Below are 21389 nucleotides of genomic sequence, written 5' to 3'. Positions count from 1 at the left end.
CGCGATTAATCGTCGCGTCTAGTCGTCACGGTGGACTTTTTCGCGGCGCTCGTGGCGCTCTTGCGCCTCAAGTGACAATGTCGCGATAGGCCGTGCATCCAGACGTTTAAGCGAAATCGGCTCGCCCGTATCTTCGCAATATCCGTATTCCCCCTCGTCGATACGGCGTAGCGCGGCGTCGATCTTGGCAACCAGCTTGCGCTGGCGATCACGGGTACGCAATTCAAGCGCACGATCAGTTTCTTCGGAGGCGCGATCCGCCACGTCGGGAATATTCCGCGTGCCGTCTTGCAATCCTTCGATGGTGTCTTTGCTGCCAGCCACCAGCTCGTTTTTCCAATTTAGCAATTTGCGACGGAAATACTCGACTTGGCGTTCATTCATAAACTCTTCGTCCTCAGCGGGACGATAGTCTTCTGGCAAGAAAACTTGTGCTTTCATACCTGCTCCCTCATGCAGGCCGTCTGAACTGTCTCTTGCTGAGTCGGTCATCGGGCTCCTCATTCTGGGGGTGGTCTATTCCAAACCAGAGAGATTGTCACGAGGTTAAAAGCCGCAGTTGAGTCAAAATGTGGCAATTGGTAAAGGTGAGGAAGGAAAACCACATAGGCTATGAAAATCTCAATGAAATTTACCGGAACAGACGCCTATGTGGCGACAGAAGACCTGACCGTTGGCGTAAATGCGGCCATCACACTGGAGCGCCCGCTGCTTGTTAAGGGCGAACCGGGCACCGGAAAAACCGAGCTTGCCCATCAAGTTGCGCGTGCACTGGATATGCCTCTGCTGGAGTGGCACATCAAATCCACCACCAAAGCGCAGCAAGGTCTTTATGAATATGATGCCGTTTCCCGCCTGCGCGATAGCCAGTTGGGCGATGAACGGGTCAATGATGTGTGCAACTACATCAAGAAGGGCAAACTGTGGCAGGCATTTGAGGCCCCCAAACGCGCCCTCCTCCTGATTGACGAGATTGACAAAGCCGACATCGAGTTTCCAAACGACCTGCTTCAAGAACTCGATAAGATGGAATTCAACGTCTATGAAACCGGCGAAACCATCCGTGCAACGCATCGCCCTGTGGTGATTATCACGTCAAACAATGAAAAAGAGTTGCCGGACGCGTTTTTGCGGCGCTGCTTTTTCCATTACATCCGCTTTCCCGAAATGGAGACCCTACGCGCGATTGTCAAAACGCATTTTCCGGATATCAAAGACCGCCTACTCACCACGGCGCTAACCCAGTTCTACGAGATCCGAGATACGCAGGGTTTAAAGAAAAAACCATCGACTTCCGAGGTCCTTGATTGGCTCAAACTGCTTCTGGCGGATGATCTCAGCCCCGAAGACTTGGCCAAAGACAGCAAAGATGCCCTGCCGAAACTCCATGGCGCATTGCTCAAGAACGAGCAGGATGTCGCCTTGTTTGAGCGGCTCGCATTCCTTGCCCGTGGGCAGAGATAACACACTCGGGTTCACTGGAAAGGATACCTATGGCTCTCGAAATCCGCCCTATTTGCGCTGAAGACAAGCCAGAGTGGGCAAAACTCTGGACAGGGTATCTCGCGTTTTATCATACCGAACTTCCCACTGAGGTATTTGACAGCACCTTCTCTCGCCTTCTGAGCGACAATCCGCATGATTTCAATGGCTTGCTTGCGGTTCTTAACGACAAACCCGTTGGCCTCACGCACTATCTTTTTCACCGCCACGGCTGGAAAATTGAAAACACGTGCTACCTCCAAGACCTCTGGGCCGAGCCTGATGTGCGTGGTCACGGAATTGGACGCGCTCTTATTGAGGCGGTCTACGCAGAAGCCGACAAGGCGGGCGCCCCGTCAGTTTATTGGCTTACACAAGAAGATAATCTCCCCGCGCGGCAGCTTTATGATAGAGTTGGGAAATTGACACCGTTTATAAAGTATCAGAGACCCTAGGATGCTTCGAAACATCGCCGTTCTCCTCCTGCTCGCAGGGTGTGCCGTCCCGGAGCAATCCGGCGATACCAGCCGCCAAAATTCAACCGAAAAGACAGAAGCCGACTACACGGCGATGAAGACGTTCAGCGGCCCCGTTAAAACACAGCTTAACCGCTCCAACAGCGAAACAGCTCGTGACTTCCTCGACCTCACGTTCTCGCTGGAAACGGGCCGTGAACTGCCCGTCATGACACGTTTCGACACGCCGATAACCGTGCGCCTGAACGGGGCAACGCCTCCCGCGGGCCGACAAGAACTATCCCGTCTTATCAAACGGTTACGGACCGAAGCTCAAATAGATATTCGTCAAGTTGACGCCAGCGCTCCCGCTGCCGTCAGCATCGAAACCCTTCCTCGCAAAGATCTGCAACGACACCTGCCCGACGCTGCATGTTTCGTTGTTCCACGCGTCTCGAGTTGGGAAGAATACCGCCGCAATCGCCGCAGCAATATTACCGATTGGGCCACGCTGGAAACCCGCACAAAAGCTGCGATCTTTATCCCCTCCGACGTAAGCCCACAGGAATTTCGCGATTGCCTCCACGAGGAACTCGCCCAAGCTATCGGGCCACTAAACGATCTCTATCGTTTGTCAGACTCGGTGTTCAACGACGATAATTTCCACACAATTCTAACCGGCTTCGATATGTTGGTTCTGCGCGCTTACTACTCGCCTGAACTGGCTTCCGGCATGACCCGTGGCGACGTTGAAGCCCGCCTCCCTGCATTACTCAAACGCATAAATCCAGCTGGCGGCTCCGTTACGCCGCTGACGGCCCAAACAACGCCAGACAGTTGGAAGAAAGCAATAGAAACAGCCATGTCGGCCAATCGGCCCCGCCAGAATCGGCTCGCCGGCGCGTCGAAGGCTTTGCAAATCGCACAAAACAACGGCTGGACTGATTCCCGCCGCGCATTCTCGCTCTATGCCTACGGCCGGATGATCATCGCCTCGGACGCCGAGGAAGCGCTTCAGGCCTTCGTCTCATCGCAACTCATGTACAAAAACCTCGGCAACGCGGAAATTCAACAGGCTCATGTGGGCATGCAACTGGCGGCCTTCGCCCTGACCGACGGCAATCCTGACTTCGCCCTCTCCATAGTGAATTCCTATCTTCCTGCCGTTCGCGCCGAAGAAAATGCCGCCCTGCTCGCAACGCTGCTCTTACTCAAGGCCGAAGCGCTCGACGCAATTGGCCGCGCCTCCGAAGCGCGCGCAACACGGCTCGACAGCTATGGTTGGGCGCGGTATGGCTTTGGCGACGACGCGGTGATCAAACGCCGCCAGAAAGAAATCGCGCAACTAAACCGCCCTCCGCGGATCTAATTGCGCCGCAAGACCTGGCCTTGGGCCGAACTGGAGATCCACATGAACACACTATTCGCTTTGCTTGCCGGTGCTTTAGTTGGCGCATTGCTCGCACGCCGTCGCGATGGGAAACCCCTTGATTACGCGCAGTACATGGTTGTTTTCGCACTCATTTTCGCCGTTGTCGGCATGTTCCTCACAATCCTCGTGACCCGCATGGCCTAAGGATGTTTCTGCGCTTCTTTGAAACCCTAAGATCGGAAAATGTCCCCGTGACTCTACGGGAATTTTTGATGTTTCTCCGTGGGTTACAGGCAGGAATCGCCACATACGACATCGACGAATTCTATTACTTTTCCCGCGCGGCCATGGTGAAGGACGAGCGCCATATCGACCGGTTCGACCGCGCCTTCTCTGCAAGCTTTAGCGGCTTGGCCGAAATATCGGTCGATGATGTGCTAAATGCCGTTGATATCCCCGCCGACTGGCTTACCAAACTTGCCGAAAAGCACCTAAGCGAAGAAGAAAAAGCCCAAATCGAATCCGCTGGCGGGTTTGAGAAATTGATGGAAACGCTGAAAGAGCGACTTGCCGAGCAAAAAGAGCGCCATCAAGGCGGCAGCAAATGGATCGGCACCGGCGGCACATCGCCGTTTGGCGCCCATGGCTATAACCCCGAGGGCGTGAGGATCGGACAAGACAAGAGCCGCCATCAACGCGCCGTAAAGGTTTGGGATAAAAGAGAATTTAAAGACTTTGACGACACGGTCGCACTTGGAACGCGAAACATCAAAATCGCGCTGAAACGGTTGCGAAACTGGGCGCGTTCCGGTGCGGACGGAGAGCTTGATCTCGGCGCTACAATCCGCGCAACCGCGCACAATGGCTTCCTTGATATCAAGACCCGCCCCGAGCGGCACAACGCGGTAAAAGTCGTTTTATTTCTAGATGTTGGCGGCAGCATGGATGCCCATATTCAGCTCGTCGAAGAATTGTTCAGCGCCGCACGCAGCGAATTCAAGCATCTCGAACATTACTATTTCCATAACTGCCTTTATGAAGGTGTTTGGAAAGACAATGCCCGCCGCTGGAATCAGCAAACGCCCACATGGGAGGTGCTCCGCCGATTTGGCAGCGACTATAAGTGCATTTTTGTCGGCGATGCCGCGATGTCACCTTATGAGATTGCCTATCGTGGCGGGGCAAATGAGCATTGGAACGAGGAAACTGGCGAGGTCTGGCTGCGCCGTGCGTGTCAGCAATGGCCAAGCCACCTTTGGATTAATCCTGTACCAGAAGCACAATGGCGCTACACGCAATCCACGCAAATGATCCGCGATATTTTTGAAGATCGTATGGTCCCCATGACGCTTGAGGGGCTGACAAAGGGCATGAAAATCCTGACCTAAGCCTTTAATTTTAAAAAGATACTGCCTTGGCAAATCGCGGCAGCCTTGCCTTTTTAAAGAGCTTGCGCATGTCTTGATCTTCACCCGACAAACGACTTGCTTCGAGCCGGATACGCTCGGCAAGATCCTGCATCGCGTCGGGGTCGCGTTGAAACAGATCGAGCAGGAAATGATCAGGGTCCAATCGCTTCACATCTTCCTCAGCCAAAATATGCGCGGGAAAATCTTTGCGGTTAAGAGTGACGATCGCATCCGCATGGCCGGAAACCGCAGCCGCCAGCACGTGAATGTCATTCGGATCAGGTAAATAAAGCCGCGCCTCTACGCCCTTTGCGATAGACACGCTTGCATTTGGAAACTGAGCCTTCAGGACAGCAATTTCACCACGAGCAATTGTTTCCGCACCTGCCCCTAGTTTGATCGTTGCGCGCGCCCATTCTTCCAATATCCGTTCAGACCAAAGCGGTGTGTAGAGCCCCGCTTTAGCGGCACCAATCAACGCCTCGCGCATGACAGTCGGATAGAGAACGCAGGCATCAAGTAGGATTTTCACTGCAAAAAAACCCTTAGATATCGAGGCGGAACGTCAGCGATTTGAGGTACCCGCTTTCAGCAAGGTGCGGGAGCAGCGGGTGATCAGGGCCTGCGAATCCTGTGCGGACAAGTTGCATTCTCCGACCCGCGCGTCCGATACCCCGCGCGCTGGCGTTGCGGAATTTTGTAAGATCAGCAGCATGGGAACAGGAGCAAAGCGTTAGGTAGCCACCGGGTTTCACCAAAGCCGCTGCCAATCGCGCGACGCGTTCATAGGCGCGTAGCCCCGCCTCAAGCGCTTTTTTGCTTGGCGCAAACGCAGGTGGATCGCATACGACCACGTCGAAAATCTCGCCCTCTTTGGCCAGCTCTTCGAGCATTGCGAAGGCGTCGCCCTTGCGAGTCGCAAACCGATCAGCGACCCCGCTGGCCTCTGCACCCTGCTCGGCGAGCGCGAGTGCGGCTGCGGAACTGTCCACAGCAAGAGCCGATTTAGCGCCTCCAGCGAGCGCGGCGAGAGAAAATCCGCCAACATGGCTAAAGACATCAAGCGTTTTTGCGTCTTTGCAAAGCCGTTGCACAAAAGCGTGGTTTGGCCGTTGATCAAAGAACAGGCCTGTTTTTTGTCCGCCAAGGATATCTGCCATATAGGTTGCGCCGTTCATCGGAACCGGAACAGGGGCATCGATGCTCCCCTTCACAACCGTCAACTCTTCGTCCAACCCTTCAAGCGATCGCGCACGGCCAGACCCGTTTTTCACGATGACCGAGACGCCGCTCACCTGCTCGAGCGCTGCGGCAAGAACGTCGAACATGCCGTCTGCATAAGCGGCATTCGGCTGGATAACGGCAACATCACCGAAGCGATCAACAATCACACCCGGCAGGCCATCAGCTTCGGCATGCACGAGCCGATAGAATGGTTCGTCAAACAGCGCTGTCCTATGGGCCAAAGCACGCTCAAAGCGTGTCTCGAACCAGTTCTGATCGATTGTCGCGGTCGGGTTGCGGTCCAACATACGCGCAATGATCTTGCTACCTGTGTTCACCGTCACAACGCCCATGGCTTTGCGATCGCTGTCTTCAAGAATCGCAATGCTTCCCGGTTCGAGCGCTTTCGTGCGTCGATCCGTTACAAGTTCATTTGCATAGACCCAAGGAAAACCATGCCGTATGGCACGCGCTTCTGCTTTGGGTTTCAGTCGGACAGTTGGATAGGCTGAATGTGTCATGCCCCCTCATAGGATGTTAAACACCGCTGCGAAAGAGGCATTCCGCGCCAGACCGCTATGCGCCGCTCTCCTCAAGGTAAATAACCGCGAGTTCTCGCTGAATAACGAGCGCCAAGTGGTTGGTTACGCGCACCTTCTGGGTTTGTCCGTTGAAATCGGCTCTAACAGCGTCATCCCCGCCAAATGCTTCCAGATCGGCATGAACTTCGCGCGCGGGCGCAATTGGCTGCCCAGTCGAGGCATCGGTTACCGATAGAATAAAGCGAATTGAATGGGTGCCACCGTAAGCATAGCGCGCGCGCTCCGTTAGCGAATGAAAACGCGTGACCTGAACATTTACGTTCACGGATTTGCTGCCGCTGAGCGCCTTGGCACCGCGGCCCATGCCCTCTTCAAAGATGGCTTTCACTTGCTTGTGGCGATCACCAGGGGGATCACCGCGCCAAACGATATCCGCATTCGGGTAGTACTGATTGGCCTCTGAAACCACGAGTGTTTCCGGCACGCTGATGTTTATACTGGAAACTGTATAGGTGTTTTGCGGAATTTTTCCGTCCGTAAACTCATATTTGGTTTTGCCTCCGCCGGAACACGCGGCCAAAACAAAAGCAAAAGCAACGGCCATAGTCGCCTTGAGTACAGACATATAAATCCTCCAAAACGCAAACTGGTTCGAACCAACCACATAGCCAATGCTCATACAGGTCGATTTTTGAAATCACCAGAAGCGAACTCATTAAAAACATTCATCTTCTGAAAGAGTATCGTTGCAAATCAGTTAAGAAAACAAAAAAAGAGGCACAAAATCGTGCCCCTCTTCAATTAGTTGTTAGGTCTCGCCGTGCTTTGCCGCTGACTTATGCCGCAACAGGCTTTTTGCGCCCTAGAAGCGTAAATGGCTTCGCGATTGCGCGGCCCAATGCCACTGCGAGGTCGCGGGCCATTTCCGCACGCATGCGGTGTGCGCGCTTTTCGATTTCGTGCATGTCGATTGCGTCGATGTCTATATCTGTGGTCACTTCGGGCATTTTTGTCTCCGATCACCTTCAATTTCGTTAACCTTAATTTAGGTCAACAAAGCTGCCCTTACCACTGACAGTTTCACATTTCCGTATTGCGCTGAGCGAATGGCTCAATCGAGGCCGGAAATGTGCTATCGTTGAAAAGAAGTGTCTGGCAGGGTGTTGTTAGCGCTAACAGGATGTGCTATCTGCCCGGTGAAGCAACACGACTCTCTGGCCCAAAGGTAAGTCACATGTCTCTGAATCCCACTGTAGCCGCCGTAACCGAGTGCATTATCGAACGGTCCCGTCCGACCCGAACGCAGTATCTTGCCCGCATGAAGCAAGCCATCGAAGAAGGCCCGCGCCGTGCGCATTTGTCCTGCGGCAACCAAGCCCACGCCTATGCGGCGATGGGAGGCGACAAAGACGCTCTGGTCGCGGAACGTGCCGCGAACCTCGGGATTGTGACGGCTTACAATGACATGCTGTCGGCCCATCAACCCTTCGAAACATATCCGCAAACCATCAAGTCAGCAGCCCGCGAAATAGGAGCAACTGCGCAGGTTGCAGGCGGTGTACCCGCCATGTGCGACGGCGTTACCCAAGGCCAAGTCGGCATGGAACTCTCGCTCTTCTCGCGTGACACAATTGCGCTGGCCGCAGGGATCGCTCTAAGCCACAACACGTTTGATTCCGCCGTCTTCCTTGGCGTCTGTGACAAAATCGTGCCCGGTCTGGTGATGTCAGCGGCAACGTTCGGATACCTTCCATCGGTGTTTATTCCAGCAGGCCCTATGTCGAGTGGATTGCCAAATGATGAAAAGGCGCTGGTGCGCAAGCAATTCGCAACTGGGGAAGTTGGGCGTGATGCCCTGATGGCGGCGGAGATGGCGAGCTATCATGGTGCCGGAACCTGTACCTTTTACGGAACCGCCAACTCCAACCAGATGCTGATGGAATTCATGGGGCTGCACCTTCCCGGTGCAAGCTTTGTGCCGCCGGAGGGTGATTTGCGCGAGGCTCTGACCCGCACCGCCGCGCAGCGTGCGCTGGCCATCACTGCACTTGGCAATGAGTTTACACCGGTTTGCGACGTTCTGGACGAGCGCGCATTTGTGAATGGCATCATCGGCTTGATGGCAACGGGTGGCTCAACCAACCTCGTGCTGCACCTTCCTGCGATGGCGCGCGCTGCGGGCATCATTCTTGATCTGCAAGACTTCGAAGACCTCTCGAAAGTCGTACCGCTCATGACCAAAGTTTACCCCAACGGCCTTGCCGACGTGAACCATTTCCATGCGGCCGGCGGCCTCGGGTTTGTCATCGGTGAACTGCTGGGCGAAAATATCCTGCACGATGATGTTAAAACCGTCGCGGGCGACGGCCTTAGCCGCTATGCGCAAGACCCGAAGCTGGTTGACGGCAAATTGACATGGGTTGAGGGGCTTGGCCGCTCGGAAAACGAAAAGATTCTGCGACCTGCATCTAACCCGTTCAGCGAATCCGGTGGCCTCAAGCGCCTGTCCGGCAACGCGGGAACTGGCATGATGAAAGTCTCCGCCGTAAAAACAGAGCATCAAAACATTACGGCCCCCGCCCGCGTTTTCACCACGCAAGATGCAGTTAAAGACGCGTTCAAAGCTGGCGAATTCACCGAGGACACAGTGGTCGTTGTCCGCTTTCAGGGGCCAAAATCCAACGGCATGCCCGAACTTCATGGCCTGACGCCGTGCCTGTCTGTGCTGCTTGATCGTGGCTTGAAGGTCGCGCTCCTGACGGACGGGCGCATGTCTGGTGCATCGGGCAAAGTGCCCGCCGCAATCCATGTGTCTCCGGAGGCCGCAGTCGGAGGGCCACTTGCTAAAATCCGCGATGGCGACATGGTTGAAGTCAACGCAATCACCGGCGAAATCAACGTGCTCGAAGATGACTTCGAAGCGCGCCAACCCGCCACGCCGGACCTTTCAGACAACAGCCACGGCATTGGACGTGAACTCTTTTCCGTGTTCCGAGACACCGTTGGCGCGTCAACCGACGGGGCAGCAGTTGTCGTTTAGGCAAGCGCGCACTATAAGGCCCCCACGGCCCAACACAGATGCGCTTTCCGCGCCCCAATTCATTCAGGAGATCCAAGAGTGACCCCGCAAGAAGCCAGCCTCCGTGCCGCAGAAATCTGCCGTTTGGCCCCAGTTGTTCCCGTACTCGTTGTTGACGATGCCGCCCATGCCCAACCTTTGGCCGAAGCGCTTGTCAAAGGCGGCCTGCCCGCGCTCGAAGTTACCCTTCGCACAGATGCAGCCCTTGATGTGATCCGTGAGATGGCAAAAGTCGACGGCGGCGTTGTTGGTGCTGGCACTCTACTCACCCCAGACGATGTTAAAGCTGCAGTTGATGCAGGCGCGAAATTCGGCGTGTCCCCGGGCGCGACGGACACGTTGCTCGACGCTTGCGAAGAAGCTGGCCTACCGCTGCTTCCTGGTGTTGCGACGTCGACCGAGGCCATGCGCCTGTTGGAGCGTGGATATACAACGCAAAAATTCTTCCCCGCAGAAGCGAACGGCGGCGCCAAGGCGCTCGGCGCAATCGGTGCGCCACTTCCACAGGTCAAGTTCTGCCCGACTGGTGGAGTATCCCTTGCCAACGCACCCGATTACCTCGGCCTGAGCAACACGCTCTGCGTCGGCGGCAGCTGGGTTGCACCGAAGACCCTCGTTCAATCTGGGGATTGGGCAGGGATCGAAAAACTCGCTCGCGAAGCAGTAGCCCTTCAGGTCTGAGTTTTTCGCATCGCTATGCTATTTCAAGGGCGCCTCGGCGCCCTTTTTCACATCTAGGATTTAACGCGCGTCTTGCGACCGCCCCGCCGCCCTTTGATCTCTGGCGTCAACAACCCATCACGCAGGATTTCCAGCATCGGATGATCTTGCGGCGCGCTTTTGTGCTGTTCCAGCAATTCGGCGATCGCCACCTTCGGATCAACTTCGTTTGGCAAGCTCAACGACCAATCGATAAAGATCGACCTGCATTCTGCCGTGCTAATTCCGTCAATCCGAAAGCTCTCGCGAATAAGCCCCTTGGGATCGGCGGTCGTGTTTTTATGAGTTTTATCAATCATAAACGTCAATCTTGCTCCGGAACGGGAAACAGCCGATCAATAACCACACGGGCCTGATCGGCAACCTTTGCGACGGTTTCTTCCATGTCCGCAACGCTGCTGCAACCGGTTTCGCGCAGGAGGAACTCGCGCCCCCCTTGTTCGATCTCATCGGCACCCACGGGCTGCTCCATCAAAAGGCGAGACGCTGCCTGAAGCCGCCACATCAGGTCGCCTGAGTTCACCAATGCTTCGGTCTCGGACGCACGCAAATCGCCCGAAGCAATCTGCGCATTCACACCGCGGCCATCAAATCCCGCCATAAGCGCGATTGCCTGCGCGGTAAGTTCCACATCCTGAAGCCGCCCCTGTCCGAGTTTGGCCTCGTAAGGGGAGTTTGCAGGCTTCGCAGCTTTGATCCGCGCGCGCATTTCGCCTGTTTCCTTGATCACACGCGCCTTATCGCCCTTCTCGACCAGAACCCGTTTGCGGAAAGCGTCAAAATCCGCCGCCAACTCCGCACTTCCTGCAACTGGTCTGGCGCGGGTGAGCGCAAGGTATTCCCACACCCACGCCTCAGTCTCCTGATAACTCTGATAAGCGGCCCAGCTTGTGGCGACCGGCCCCGCTTTGCCCGATGGGCGCAACCGCATATCAACCTCATAAAGCCGACCTTCGGCCATCGGAACCGTAAGAGCGGTCACAAATGCCTGTGTCAGGCGCGCATAATACGCCCTTGCCATTAGGGGGCGGCGACCCGCGCTTTCTTCGGTACCGTCGGCATCATAGATAACGATCAGATCAAGGTCAGAGCGAAAATGCAGCCGCTCGGCCCCAAGGCTACCCATACCCAAAACGATCGCGCCACGTCCCGGGAGCGGCCCGTGTTTCTCCGCGAAGTTCTCACACACAACGGGCCAGAGTGCGGCCAGCACCGCATCGGCCAAATCCGCATATTGCGCGCCCGCTTGATCGGCATCAATCAAGCCACGAAGGTGATGAACGCCGATACGGAAATGCCATTCCTTGGCCCACCGCCGTGTTTCATCAAGGCGGCTTTCATAATCTGCAAGCGGGGCAAGCTGCGCGGTCAACGCCTTGGTGAGTGCTTCTTTTCCCGGCCAATCGCTAAAGAAAGACCCGCCAATCACCGCGTCGAATACACTTGAATTCCGCGACAGATAGCTCGCCAAATCAGAGGATGTGCCAACGATATCAAGAATAAGATCAATAAGTTGCGGATTGGCCTCAAACAGCGAAAACAGCTGAACGCCAGCGGGCAACCCTTTTAGAAACCCGTCAAACTGGCGCAGCGCCTCATCCGCGCGGGCCGATTTCTGTATGCGGGCCATGAGGTCAGGCTTAAGACGCTTGAAAATCTCATTTGCGCGCGCGGAGCGCAACGCCGGATAAGCATACCACCCCTCGACGATCTTGCGCGTTTCCTCGGGAAGCTCCGGCTCAGGAACCGAAAGCCCTGGCGCAAAGAACCCCTCGGTAAGATGATGAACCTCTTCAAGTCGCGCTTTGATATCGGCCTTGAGCTTTGTGACATCGCCCTCGCCCATGAAATTGGCAAGACGTTCGAAATCCTCCTCCGATTTTGGAAGGCAATGGGTCTGGGCGTCCGCAATCATCTGAAGGCGGTGTTCCACTTCACGGTGCGCCTTGTAATGGTCGGTCAAAACCTCAGCTGTTTCCGGCTCGACCCATCCTTTCTCTGCAAGCGCGGCCAAACCGTCGACCGTACCACGCACCCGAAGCGATTTATCGCGGCCACCCGCGATCAGCTGTCGTGTCTGGGTGAAAAACTCTATCTCGCGGATACCGCCACGCCCCAGCTTCATATTATGCTCTGGTAGGCTGATTTCGCCCGTAAACCCATTGTGCGCACGGATTTTCAAGCGAATGTCATGGGCATCTTGAATCGCGGCAAAATCCAGATGCTTGCGCCAGACAAAGGGCGATAGCCGTTTAAGATATGCCTCCCCCGCCTCGATATCGCCCGCGGCCGCTCGTGCTTTGATATGCGCGGCCCGCTCCCAAGTGCGCCCCAAACTCTCGTAGTATCGCTCCGCAGGATCCATCGCCATACAAACAGGCGTTGAACTCGGATCAGGCCGTAGCCGCAAATCTGTGCGGAAAACATAGCCCTCCGCCGTATTGTCATTCAGCAGCGCTGACATGCGTTTTGTCGCGCGGATCAAACTCGTGCGGGCATCGAAATAGAGATCAGGGTCATATTGGCTCTCGTCAAACAAGCAGATGAGGTCAATATCAGAGGAATAGTTCAACTCCCCCGCTCCCATCTTGCCCATCGCCAACGCCACAAGGCCACCTGTCGCCTCTTCGGTATCGCGCGCATAGCCGGGAAGTTTGCCGCGTTTGGCCTCTCGGGTTACTTCGGCTTTGATCGCGCGATCCACTGCTAGATCAGCCAGATCAGTAAGCGCACCCGTCACGTCCTCAAGCTGCCATACCCCTGCCAAATCGGCCAACCCCGCCAAGAGCGCAACCCGCCGTTTGGCCACGCGCAGGGCGACACCAAGCTGATCTGGCGCGGTCGCACGTACCTCGGCAAACACTTTCGCCAAGGCGTCCTCGGGCGTCCCCGCCAAGGCCTCCGCGAGCCAATCGCCTTCTCGTGTCATGAGGTGAAGCAAATAGGGCGAGCACCCGCCTGCCCCTGCGACCAAATCAGCAAGCTCCGGTGCAAGCTGCGGCACGCAGGCAAGCGCATCCTTGCTGCGTTCGAGGTCATACGGAATCGGGGAACGGGTCATTCGGCTGGCAAAAGTCATAGCGCAATCGTGATGCCCATTCAGAGGGGCGTCAATACGGCTTGCAGCCACAGGCAATTTTTGAAACCCTCCGCGCAAAGAAAACACATCTACGGACACCCCATGAGCAAAAGCCTGAAACGCGTAAAAGCCGCCCTAGAGGCCGCAAACCTTCCCCAAAACGTTAAGGAGCTAAGCGCGGGCACAAAAACCGCACAGGCCGCCGCAGATGCCGTTGGCGTTGATGTGGACCAGATCGCGAAATCCATTATCTTTGCCAATGCCGAAACCGGCGAGGCCGTTTTGTTCATCACAGCGGGCGGGCAACAGGTATGTCCGGAAAAAGCCAGCGCTCTCGTTGGCGCAGATTTGGGCAAGGCCGACGCCAAACTCATCCGCGCCCAAACAGGGTTTGCCATCGGCGGCGTAAGCCCGATCGGGCACCTCACGCCACCACGCACATTTTTCGACAAAACCCTGCTTCAGTTCGACGAAATCTGGGCTGCTGCGGGTACTCCACACCACGTTTTCGCGGCAAACCCCGAAACACTCGCAAAAATTTCTGGCGCGGAAGTATCTGAATTTATTGCATAAATAAAGTTAATGTAAAAAACATTCACATTTTCTCTTGCATTTCACAGCTACGTGACCATTTCTGTTAATGTGAAAACGCTTCACATTGAACAAAACAGAGGAGAGACACGCATGAGCACCGTCGGCACTTGGCCCACCCAGGCAGAAACCTGGCTGGATGAAAAAGGGAAAGGCGCATGGATCGCTGCAATGATCCTCGGCTTTATCTTCTTCTGGCCTGTTGGCCTCGCCCTTCTTGCATATATGATCTGGAGTAAACGCATGTTCGCAAAATCCAATGGTGGCTGTGGCCGCCGCTCTCGCCGCTATAGTTTCCGCTCCTCCGGCAACACCGCGTTTGACGCCTATAAGGCCGATACGCTGTCGCGCCTCGAAGAAGAGCAGCAAAACTTTGAAGCGTTCCTTACGCGCCTTCGCGAAGCAAAGGACAAAGCAGAGTTCGACGATTTTATGGACGAGCGCGAGAAGAAAGCACGCGACGCCAAGAAATCAGAGCAGGACGACACTATCGAAGCCTAATCCCGCTTCTTGGGGTGTAGCGCTCCCCGTTCCTTAGCGCTCCCTCTGTGTCACATCGGCCCCGCCGCCTTTCCAACGCGCTGCGGGGCCGATATACGCCACCTAGGTATACCTTCCACCAACGGCCCTCCCCCCATCAACGGACACCGAAATGTCATACGACGATTTTTCCCAAAGATCAGATTTTAACCAACGCACGTCCGGCCTTCCCGATCCGGAGTTTCACGCCGAATTCTATCAGGATGTGACGGCCAAGCGCTTTTTCGCATGGGTGATTGATACCATCGTCATTGGCATCCTGACCGCACTGGTGATTGTATTCACCGCTTTTTTGGCGGCGTTCATCGCACCGCTGGTATTTATGGTGATCGGGTTTGTCTACCGAACCGTCACCATCGCAAAGAACTCAGCGACCCCAGGTATGTGGCTCATGGCGATCGAATTGCGCACCCATCGCGGCGAGCGCCTCGACACCTCCATGGCACTTCTGCACACCTTGGCCTTTACCGTGTCGTTCTCGGTCGTGATCCTGCAAATCCTGTCGGTCGGCCTCATGGCACTCTCGCCGCAGGGCAAAGGCCTTGGCGATCACCTCCTTGGCACGGCCATGATTAACAGAATCTCGCGCTATTAACTCAAATTTTAGCTAGGGCTTGGCGCATGCAAACTCGCTTGCTATCCTCTCGCACAGGAAACAAAACGAGTAACCATGCGCCACAGTCTTCCCATTGCGCCGCAATTCTATGTAACGGCCCCGCAACCCTGCCCCTATATCGATGGTCGCAAGGAGCGGAAACTGTTTACCTCGCTCCAAGGCGAGTTCGCCACACATCTCAATGACAGCCTGTCAAAACAAGGGTTTCGGCGCAGTCAAAATGTGCTCTATCGCCCGTCGTGTGCAGAATGTGCAGCCTGTTTGTCAGCGCGCATCCGTGTAGCAGATTTCAAGCCCAACAAAAGCCAGCGGCGCGTTGCCCGCAAAAACGCGTATCTGAAACGCGACGCGCGGTCTCCTTGGGCCACCGAAGAGCAATTCGAACTGTTCCGCTATTATCTCGCCTCGCGTCACGCAGACGGCGGCATGGCCGATATGGATGTCTTTGAGTTCGCCGCGATGATCGAGGAAACGCCGATCAAAACGCGCGTGATTGAATACACAACGCCGGATGATACCCCCAACGTGGATACTGGCCTAACCGCCGTTTGCCTGACGGATGTGTTGGATGACGGTGTGTCGATGGTCTATTCCTTCTTCGATCCCGATCTCGCTAAAAACTCGGTCGGCACATACATTATCCTCGACCATATCGAGATCGCCCGCGAGCTTGGCCTCCCCTATGTCTATCTGGGCTATTGGGTGCCAAATAGCCCGAAGATGGGCTACAAAGCGCGCTTCTCTGCTCTTGAGGTGTTTAAAGATAACGAATGGGTTAACGTCGATGACCCCGAAACGTTTGACGCGGAAACACACCCACTCCTGACCGATCCGATTGCCGAACAGGTTGCGCAAATCGCCCTGCCCGACAGCCGCGTGGCCGGTCCGCCTGTATCGCTCAAAGAGTAGTGGCGCAGCACATTTCCCTCGTGGCGCTTGTGGTGCCAGACTATGACGCCGCGATTGCGTTTTATTGCAACGTGCTTGGCTTTTCCCTTATCGAAGACACCAAACAATCGCCAACCAAACGTTGGGTTGTTGTTGCGCCAAGCGGCGCGGGATCAACACGCATCCTTCTGGCCAAGGCGGACGGCCCCGAGCAGGAAGCCGCAATTGGCAATCAGACCGGTGGGCGCGTTGGGTTCTTTCTTCAGACCGATGATTTCGACGCGGATTTTGCACGGATGAAAGACGCGGGCGTCACGTTCCTTGAGGAGCCGCGCGATGAGCCATACGCCAAAGTTGTTGTCTGGCGTGACCCGTTTGGCAATACATGGGATTTGCTGCAACCGCGCTAGCATCCCACTGCTCATTACACACGCATAGCGAAACAATATGTTTCCTTATTCGAACCAAAATGCACGCTCTGCGCGTGTTTTTTCCGGTAAGCGTTGTCCATTTCCGACATTCTCACAGAGCTTTACACAGCGCCGGTGAAACACTCCCTAAAACGCAAAAAGGGCGCCCGCGGGGCGCCCTTCTCTATACTTCATATGGGTCAGCTTCTAGCCGCCCATCAGGTTTGGCACGATAGTCACCACCGATGGCACCAGCCACAAGAGCGCGAGCCCAAGCACTTGGATCAACACGAAGGGAGCAACACCGCGATAGATGTGGCGCGTCGTGACTTCCTTCGGAGCAACCCCACGCAGATAGAACAGCGCAAAGCCAAACGGAGGCGTCAGGAAGCTGGTTTGCAGGTTCACCGCGATCATGATTGTGACCCATTTCGGATCCATCGTGCCGCCGTAAATCACTGGCCCAACAATCGGGATCACGATGTAGATGATCTCGAGGAAGTCGAGCACGAAGCCCAGAATGAACAGCACCAGCATCACGATCAGGAAGACCGTGAACTCATTGTCAAAGCTGCGCAAGAACTGCTGAATATAATGCTCACCACCAAAGGAGATCACCACGAGGTTCAGGAGCTGCGAGCCGATGAGAATGGTAAACACCATGCTCGTGACCTTGGCCGTTTCCCGCACGATTGGCGGCAGAACCTTACCGCGCAACAGGACCCAGCAGCTAAAGAGGATGCCGAACATCGCAATCAGATAGGCACTAAGCGCAACGAAGTACGCCACCCAATCCTCGAACGGAACCGAGTCGCGTGTGATCCGCAGATCGAAGTTCACGCCAACAAGGATCATCACGATGATCGAGAATGCCGCGATCAGAATGACCTGCCCGCTACGTCCTTCGTCGTGGAGCTTGCGGTATGCAGCAAGCATCAACGCCCCACCCGCACCAAGAGCGGCCGCAGGTGTTGGGTTGGTAATCCCGCCAAGGATCGAGCCAAGCACCGCAATGATCAGCACAAGCGGCGGGAACACAACGCGTAGAAGCTCGTTGCGGCCCAAAAGCTTGATCGCATGGACCAGACCATAGAGCACAAGCGCCATCGGAATGGCCAACAAGACAGTGGCTGCGCCCGAGCTTGTTGTCGGTGCGATCAGCACGATGTCGACGAGGAATGCCAGAACAATCCCTGCCCCACCGATCAACAACGGTCGGCTGTCCGCGTTCGGAGCAACACCGCGCGCAGTTGTCAGAACCAATGCGAGGAACACGAAGAAGATCGCAACACCTGTGCCGATTGGCGCCGCATTGGCGATTTTCTCGGCGAGAGCGGTTTCGACTTCTTCTTCAGAAAGCTCATGGCTCACCACTGCTCCGCCAGACTCTTCAATCGCTTGCTGCTCGGCAATCGCTGTATCCCAAGCTTCCTGCCCGTGCAGTTCGATCATCGAGGCCTTACACTGATCGCCCACATTTGTGCGCAGGCTGGCGCCCTCGGACGCATCCGAATAGCTAGCCACGGTGATGTTCTGGCTGCCGATCACATTGACTTGCCCAAGAAGCAAGCTACCACCGATCAGGATAACAGGAACCGCAAGGAACCATGTCAGGCTGTTGCGGCGACCCGTTCCCGGAACCGGAACTGCATCGTCATCCAAAACAACAGCAGGCGCTTTGGACGGGTTCAGCAGCGCATAACCAAAGGCATAAAGCCCATAGAGCAGCGCCAGCAGCACACCCGGCAGGATTGCCGCCTGAAAGAGCGTACCAACGGACACAACCGCAGCTTCGCCAAGGTATGTCAGAGCATCGGTACAGCCCGCTTCGGTTGCCCGCGCCTCTTGCGCGGCGGAATAGAGATCGCCCGCGAGCGTTCCGAGAAGAACGATCACGATTGAGGGCGGAATGATCTGTCCAAGCGTACCGGACGCCGCGATCACACCCGTCGCCAACTCAGGCGAGTAGTTGTTCCGCAGCATGGTCGGCAACGAAAGCAGACCCATAGTCACAACAGTCGCGCCCACGATGCCAGTAGAAGCCGCAAGGAACGCACCCACAACCACAACCGAAACAGCAAGACCACCTGGAAGCGGGCCAAACACCCGCGCCATGGTTGTCAGCAAATCGTTGGCGATTTTGGAACGTTCAAGCGTAATCCCCATCAAAACAAACATCAGAACAGCCAGAAGCGTTTCGATGGATTGCCCCGCGAACACACGTTCGTTCATGCGGTTGACGATGAAAGAGATGTTGCGGTTCAGCGCGGTTTCCCAACCGCCAACAAGCAACGGCTCGATCACCAGCGGCAAATCAGGATAGCGGAATTTCGAGATCGTATCGGGATGTATCCCCGTATTTACAAGGTCTCGGAACGCCTCGCTGCTTTGATCCACAGCTTGGTGATAGAGGATACCGGCGCTGTCGAGCGCGGCAATAATTCCGAAGGAAATAATCCCAGCCCCTGCGATGGCAAAAGCCACCGGAAAGCCGGAAAGAATACCTGCGAAGAGGCTAAGAAAGACGATGATAAGGCCGACTTCAACGCCATCAAGTCCGAATAACATAGGTTCTGCCCTTTAGATTAATGCGTGCCTTCGTAGGCTTCTTCGCCCTCGCCGAGTGTGTCGCGGTCGAGGAATTTGCCTTCGCTTGCCGGCCCTTCTTTGCGCTCGAGATAGGAGCGGTAGAAGAAGGCCACGGCTTGGATGAACACCAGCGCCGTAAACAGCAAGAGCAGGATTTTGAACAGGAAATAGCCGTTGAACCCGTTTGGCGAGAAGCCGATGGTTTCAACATTCCACTTGAGGATACGCGCCTTTTTCTCGAGCAGTTCGAGCTTGTCCGTCGCGGAAATCTTCGGGGTCACGAGGTGACGCCACATAAAGAACCACGCGTACATCCAGATCAGAACGGCCATCGGCATCATAAAGAAGATCGAGCCGAACATGTCGATTGCGCGTTGGGTGCGGAACTTAACAGCGGAATAGACAAGGTCCACCCGCACATGCCCACCCTGAACAAAGGTATAAGAGACACAGAGCGCCACCACGAGCGCATTGTAGAACTTGAGTTCTTCACTCCACCACGAGATGTCTTTGGTGAGCGCGGGGCCAAAACCGAAGCTGATCTGCGCCTGCGTAAAGATACGCTGCACAAAGACAATGATGATCTGCTGAAGCACCATCGCAAGGCCAGCCCACGCAAAGATACGGCCAACCCAGTTACCGATCCCCTCAAAGAGCCGCACGCAGCCCCACATGAAGCTATTGCGCCATAGGCCAATCACCGTCAGCACAAGGAAGGCATCAAGCACCACAAAGAAGAACTCGACCGATCCACCGTAGTAGATAAAGTTCATCAACGCGGCTTTGTCAGACCAGTTGAGCCACAAATGCGGATGCGTCACAGCGTATCCGAAGTTGTAGAACCCGAGTAAGATGTTCTTAAAGAACCAGATAATGCCATCCAGCATTTCCGTCCCCCTGTTCTCTTTAAATTAGCTGAATTGCACGTCGGGACCGGCGGCAATTCCTGTCGAGGAAAAGTGTTACGTGCGCTCTCTTTGTGGGCTTGGCCCCGAGCTACATGCGCAACTCACTCAACGTCAGAGGGCCCCCTGCGATTGCGCAGAAGGCCCCGATATTGTCACACGTCTTGGCTTAGCCGCCGAGAACCCGTGTACGCTGAGCGACATAGTAGCCGTCAGACTTCTGGATCCAAGAAGCAGAAGACGCCAGAGATGTTTCAAAGCTCTCGCGGACTTTTGCGAAGAGCGGATCATCCATGTTTTCGTCCATAACTTCTTTAGAAGCCGCACCGAAGCTATCCCAAACATCATCAGAGAACTGAAGTGTTTTAACGCCTTGCTGCTGCAGACGGGCAAGAGCTGCACCGTTGTTCGCAAGTGTTTGGCTGAGGTTGTAGTGCGTTGTCGCCATAGCAGCGTTCGCAATGATGGACTGCTGCGATGGTGTCAGGCTGTTGTAAACGTCAAGGTTCATACCAGCGGAGAGGCCGGAACCTGGCTCGTGGAAGCCCGCAGTGTAGTAAACTTTGGCAACTTCTTGGAAGCCAGCGCGTTCGTCAGCGAATGGGCCAACCCACTCCAGACCGTCAAGAGCACCGGAAGACAGCGCTTGGTAAAGTTCGCCGCCTGGGATGTTCTGAACCGACGCACCCAGTTTGCCGAGAACCTTGCCACCGAGGCCAGGCATACGGAACTTGAGGCCGTTGAGGTCTTCTGCGGAGTTGATTTCCTTGCGGAACCAACCACCGGACTGGGAACCGGAGTTACCAGCGAGGAACGACTTGAGGTTGAAGATTTCGCCAAGCTCGTTGTGAAGCTCGTGACCGCCACCGTGCAGGTACCAGTTTGTCAGCTCTTGACCGGTTGCGCCGAATGGCACAGCGGTGAAATACGCATATGCTGGGTGCTGACCGATATAGTAGTAGTCAGCGGAGTGATAGAGATCAGCCTGACCGGAAGAAACAGCGTCAAACACTTCGAGAGCGCCAACGAGCTCGCCTGGAGCTTTCTTCTCGATGGTCAGCTCGCCATCGGACATTGTGTTAACAGCCTGCTCGAAGTAGCTGGCGGCATCGTCAAGAACAGCAAAACCGCGTGGCCACGATGTAACCATGGTCAGTGTGCGTTTGTTTTGCGAAAGGCTTGGTGTAGCGAGTGTCGATGCTGCAGCAGCTGTCCCGCCAAGTGCGGATGTGCGCAGGAATGAACGGCGATCCATAAAGGTCTCCTCCCCTTTGGAAAACCCGGCCCCTATGACCGAGTCATTGTTGAAAGTGTTTGGACCATACAAAGAGAAGCGAAATTGGCAAATACCAACAACTACGCAGAAACGGGGTATTTCACTCGAATTTTGCCGATTTCTTTAATGAATTCGGGCGTTTCAGGCTTTGTGTTGTACGGAGTCTGGGCTTTCGCTGCAGTTTTGGAGTACTCTGCCGCAACTCAAATGAC

General features: G+C 55.4%; 22 protein-coding genes. 12 read left to right on the top strand and 10 right to left on the bottom strand.

Annotated features, from left to right (window positions below; all coding sequences use genetic code 11):
* Positions 1–18: 18 nt before the first annotated feature.
* The gene (gene dksA / locus N9C89_RS06575; RefSeq protein ID WP_263953296.1) at positions 19–441 is read right to left on the bottom strand and encodes an RNA polymerase-binding protein DksA; all 423 of its coding nucleotides are present in this window, start codon (positions 439–441) and stop codon (positions 19–21) included.
* Between the two features lie 183 nt (positions 442–624).
* Here dksA and N9C89_RS06570 point away from each other — a divergent pair, with 183 nt between their 5' ends.
* The 5 genes from N9C89_RS06570 to N9C89_RS06550 are packed head-to-tail and all read left to right on the top strand — an operon-like array spanning position 625 to position 4697.
* Complete coding sequence (locus N9C89_RS06570; protein ID WP_263953035.1) at positions 625–1464, top strand: AAA family ATPase; 840 nt, start codon at positions 625–627, stop codon at positions 1462–1464.
* A gap of 29 nt (positions 1465–1493) precedes the next feature.
* Positions 1494–1937, top strand: coding sequence for a GNAT family N-acetyltransferase (locus tag N9C89_RS06565; RefSeq protein WP_263953034.1), 444 nt, complete (start codon positions 1494–1496; stop codon positions 1935–1937).
* A gap of 1 nt (position 1938) precedes the next feature.
* Complete coding sequence (locus N9C89_RS06560) at positions 1939–3306, top strand: DUF2927 domain-containing protein (protein ID WP_263953033.1); 1368 nt, start codon at positions 1939–1941, stop codon at positions 3304–3306.
* Between the two features lie 42 nt (positions 3307–3348).
* Positions 3349–3513, top strand: a complete 165-nt coding sequence (locus tag N9C89_RS06555) for a hypothetical protein (protein WP_263953032.1) — start codon at positions 3349–3351, stop codon at positions 3511–3513.
* 2 nt (positions 3514–3515) lie between these two features.
* Positions 3516–4697 carry a vWA domain-containing protein gene (locus N9C89_RS06550; protein WP_263953031.1) on the top strand — a complete coding sequence of 394 codons (1182 nt, stop codon included), beginning with the start codon at positions 3516–3518 and terminating at the stop codon, positions 4695–4697.
* 10 nt (positions 4698–4707) lie between these two features.
* Here the strand turns inward: N9C89_RS06550 and N9C89_RS06545 are convergent, their stop codons facing one another.
* The 4 genes from N9C89_RS06545 to N9C89_RS06530 form a co-directional block, all read right to left on the bottom strand.
* Positions 4708–5250: an RSP_2648 family PIN domain-containing protein gene (locus tag N9C89_RS06545; protein WP_263953030.1), complete on the bottom strand. Its 543-nt coding sequence runs from the start codon at positions 5248–5250 to the stop codon at positions 4708–4710.
* Positions 5251–5263: 13 nt separating this feature from the next.
* Positions 5264–6463 carry an RSP_2647 family RNA methyltransferase gene (locus N9C89_RS06540; protein WP_263953029.1) on the bottom strand — a complete coding sequence of 400 codons (1200 nt, stop codon included), beginning with the start codon at positions 6461–6463 and terminating at the stop codon, positions 5264–5266.
* A gap of 55 nt (positions 6464–6518) precedes the next feature.
* A complete protein-coding gene (locus N9C89_RS06535; RefSeq protein ID WP_263953028.1) occupies positions 6519–7109 on the bottom strand; it encodes a DUF6778 family protein in 591 nt (196 codons plus the stop codon).
* 211 nt (positions 7110–7320) lie between these two features.
* Positions 7321–7491, bottom strand: a complete 171-nt coding sequence (locus tag N9C89_RS06530) for an RSP_7527 family protein (protein WP_263953027.1) — start codon at positions 7489–7491, stop codon at positions 7321–7323.
* A 227-nt stretch (positions 7492–7718) separates the two neighbouring features.
* On the opposite strand from N9C89_RS06530, the gene edd reads away from it, so the two are divergent.
* Positions 7719–9524 (top strand): phosphogluconate dehydratase, encoded by a 1806-nt coding sequence (gene edd, locus N9C89_RS06525; protein WP_263953026.1) that lies wholly within the window; start codon positions 7719–7721, stop codon positions 9522–9524.
* A 78-nt stretch (positions 9525–9602) separates the two neighbouring features.
* On the top strand, positions 9603–10244 hold the full coding sequence (gene eda, locus N9C89_RS06520) for a bifunctional 4-hydroxy-2-oxoglutarate aldolase/2-dehydro-3-deoxy-phosphogluconate aldolase (RefSeq protein WP_263953025.1): 642 nt from the start codon (positions 9603–9605) through the stop codon (positions 10242–10244).
* Between the two features lie 53 nt (positions 10245–10297).
* Here the strand turns inward: eda and N9C89_RS06515 are convergent, their stop codons facing one another.
* Both N9C89_RS06515 and N9C89_RS06510 read right to left on the bottom strand, forming a co-directional pair.
* Positions 10298–10582, bottom strand: coding sequence for a hypothetical protein (locus N9C89_RS06515; RefSeq protein ID WP_263953024.1), 285 nt, complete (start codon positions 10580–10582; stop codon positions 10298–10300).
* 5 nt (positions 10583–10587) lie between these two features.
* Positions 10588–13362, bottom strand: a complete 2775-nt coding sequence (locus N9C89_RS06510) for a glutamine-synthetase adenylyltransferase (RefSeq protein WP_263953023.1) — start codon at positions 13360–13362, stop codon at positions 10588–10590.
* A gap of 102 nt (positions 13363–13464) precedes the next feature.
* Here N9C89_RS06510 and N9C89_RS06505 point away from each other — a divergent pair, with 102 nt between their 5' ends.
* The 5 genes from N9C89_RS06505 (at position 13465) to N9C89_RS06485 (ending at position 16407) form a co-directional block, all read left to right on the top strand.
* Positions 13465–13935, top strand: coding sequence for a YbaK/EbsC family protein (locus tag N9C89_RS06505; RefSeq protein ID WP_263953022.1), 471 nt, complete (start codon positions 13465–13467; stop codon positions 13933–13935).
* A 111-nt stretch (positions 13936–14046) separates the two neighbouring features.
* Positions 14047–14454 (top strand): DUF2852 domain-containing protein, encoded by a 408-nt coding sequence (locus N9C89_RS06500; RefSeq protein ID WP_263953021.1) that lies wholly within the window; start codon positions 14047–14049, stop codon positions 14452–14454.
* A 151-nt stretch (positions 14455–14605) separates the two neighbouring features.
* Positions 14606–15088, top strand: a complete 483-nt coding sequence (locus tag N9C89_RS06495; protein WP_263953020.1) for an RDD family protein — start codon at positions 14606–14608, stop codon at positions 15086–15088.
* Positions 15089–15163: 75 nt separating this feature from the next.
* Positions 15164–16018: an arginyltransferase gene (locus tag N9C89_RS06490; protein ID WP_263953019.1), complete on the top strand. Its 855-nt coding sequence runs from the start codon at positions 15164–15166 to the stop codon at positions 16016–16018.
* Complete coding sequence (locus N9C89_RS06485) at positions 16018–16407, top strand: VOC family protein (RefSeq protein ID WP_263953018.1); 390 nt, start codon at positions 16018–16020, stop codon at positions 16405–16407. Before N9C89_RS06490 ends, N9C89_RS06485 begins: the two co-directional genes overlap by 1 nt.
* A gap of 207 nt (positions 16408–16614) precedes the next feature.
* Here N9C89_RS06485 and N9C89_RS06480 read toward each other — a convergent pair whose 3' ends face one another.
* The 3 genes from N9C89_RS06480 to N9C89_RS06470 form a co-directional block, all read right to left on the bottom strand.
* Positions 16615–18975 (bottom strand): TRAP transporter large permease, encoded by a 2361-nt coding sequence (locus N9C89_RS06480; protein WP_263953017.1) that lies wholly within the window; start codon positions 18973–18975, stop codon positions 16615–16617.
* 17 nt (positions 18976–18992) lie between these two features.
* A complete protein-coding gene (locus N9C89_RS06475) occupies positions 18993–19883 on the bottom strand; it encodes a TRAP transporter small permease subunit (protein WP_263953016.1) in 891 nt (296 codons plus the stop codon).
* Positions 19884–20070: 187 nt separating this feature from the next.
* Complete coding sequence (locus N9C89_RS06470) at positions 20071–21156, bottom strand: TRAP transporter substrate-binding protein (RefSeq protein WP_263953015.1); 1086 nt, start codon at positions 21154–21156, stop codon at positions 20071–20073.
* Positions 21157–21389: the final 233 nt, after the last annotated feature.

The sequence above is a fragment of the Halocynthiibacter sp. SDUM655004 genome (assembly GCF_026015885.1).
In the GTDB taxonomy this organism is placed as follows: domain Bacteria; phylum Pseudomonadota; class Alphaproteobacteria; order Rhodobacterales; family Rhodobacteraceae; genus Falsihalocynthiibacter; species Falsihalocynthiibacter halioticoli.
This window is presented reverse-complemented; position numbering and strand designations above follow the sequence as displayed.

What these genes read in the sequence shown, in the direction of transcription:
- N9C89_RS06500 (WP_263953021.1), top strand. Translation starts at nt 14,047, where the DNA reads ATGAGCACCGTCGGCACTTGGCCCACCCAGGCAGAAACCTGGCTGGAT.
- N9C89_RS06470 (WP_263953015.1), bottom strand. Translation starts at nt 21,156, where the DNA reads ATGGATCGCCGTTCATTCCTGCGCACATCCGCACTTGGCGGGACAGCT.
- N9C89_RS06570 (WP_263953035.1), top strand. Translation starts at nt 625, where the DNA reads ATGAAATTTACCGGAACAGACGCCTATGTGGCGACAGAAGACCTGACC.
- N9C89_RS06505 (WP_263953022.1), top strand. Translation starts at nt 13,465, where the DNA reads ATGAGCAAAAGCCTGAAACGCGTAAAAGCCGCCCTAGAGGCCGCAAAC.
- N9C89_RS06535 (WP_263953028.1), bottom strand. Translation starts at nt 7,109, where the DNA reads ATGTCTGTACTCAAGGCGACTATGGCCGTTGCTTTTGCTTTTGTTTTG.
- edd (WP_263953026.1), top strand. Translation starts at nt 7,719, where the DNA reads ATGTCTCTGAATCCCACTGTAGCCGCCGTAACCGAGTGCATTATCGAA.
- N9C89_RS06530 (WP_263953027.1), bottom strand. Translation starts at nt 7,491, where the DNA reads ATGCCCGAAGTGACCACAGATATAGACATCGACGCAATCGACATGCAC.
- N9C89_RS06475 (WP_263953016.1), bottom strand. Translation starts at nt 19,883, where the DNA reads ATGCTGGATGGCATTATCTGGTTCTTTAAGAACATCTTACTCGGGTTC.
- N9C89_RS06555 (WP_263953032.1), top strand. Translation starts at nt 3,349, where the DNA reads ATGAACACACTATTCGCTTTGCTTGCCGGTGCTTTAGTTGGCGCATTG.
- dksA (WP_263953296.1), bottom strand. Translation starts at nt 441, where the DNA reads ATGAAAGCACAAGTTTTCTTGCCAGAAGACTATCGTCCCGCTGAGGAC.
- N9C89_RS06550 (WP_263953031.1), top strand. Translation starts at nt 3,516, where the DNA reads ATGTTTCTGCGCTTCTTTGAAACCCTAAGATCGGAAAATGTCCCCGTG.
- N9C89_RS06495 (WP_263953020.1), top strand. Translation starts at nt 14,606, where the DNA reads ATGTCATACGACGATTTTTCCCAAAGATCAGATTTTAACCAACGCACG.
- N9C89_RS06540 (WP_263953029.1), bottom strand. Translation starts at nt 6,463, where the DNA reads ATGACACATTCAGCCTATCCAACTGTCCGACTGAAACCCAAAGCAGAA.
- N9C89_RS06560 (WP_263953033.1), top strand. Translation starts at nt 1,939, where the DNA reads ATGCTTCGAAACATCGCCGTTCTCCTCCTGCTCGCAGGGTGTGCCGTC.
- N9C89_RS06480 (WP_263953017.1), bottom strand. Translation starts at nt 18,975, where the DNA reads ATGTTATTCGGACTTGATGGCGTTGAAGTCGGCCTTATCATCGTCTTT.
- N9C89_RS06490 (WP_263953019.1), top strand. Translation starts at nt 15,164, where the DNA reads ATGCGCCACAGTCTTCCCATTGCGCCGCAATTCTATGTAACGGCCCCG.
- N9C89_RS06565 (WP_263953034.1), top strand. Translation starts at nt 1,494, where the DNA reads ATGGCTCTCGAAATCCGCCCTATTTGCGCTGAAGACAAGCCAGAGTGG.
- N9C89_RS06510 (WP_263953023.1), bottom strand. Translation starts at nt 13,362, where the DNA reads ATGACTTTTGCCAGCCGAATGACCCGTTCCCCGATTCCGTATGACCTC.
- N9C89_RS06515 (WP_263953024.1), bottom strand. Translation starts at nt 10,582, where the DNA reads ATGATTGATAAAACTCATAAAAACACGACCGCCGATCCCAAGGGGCTT.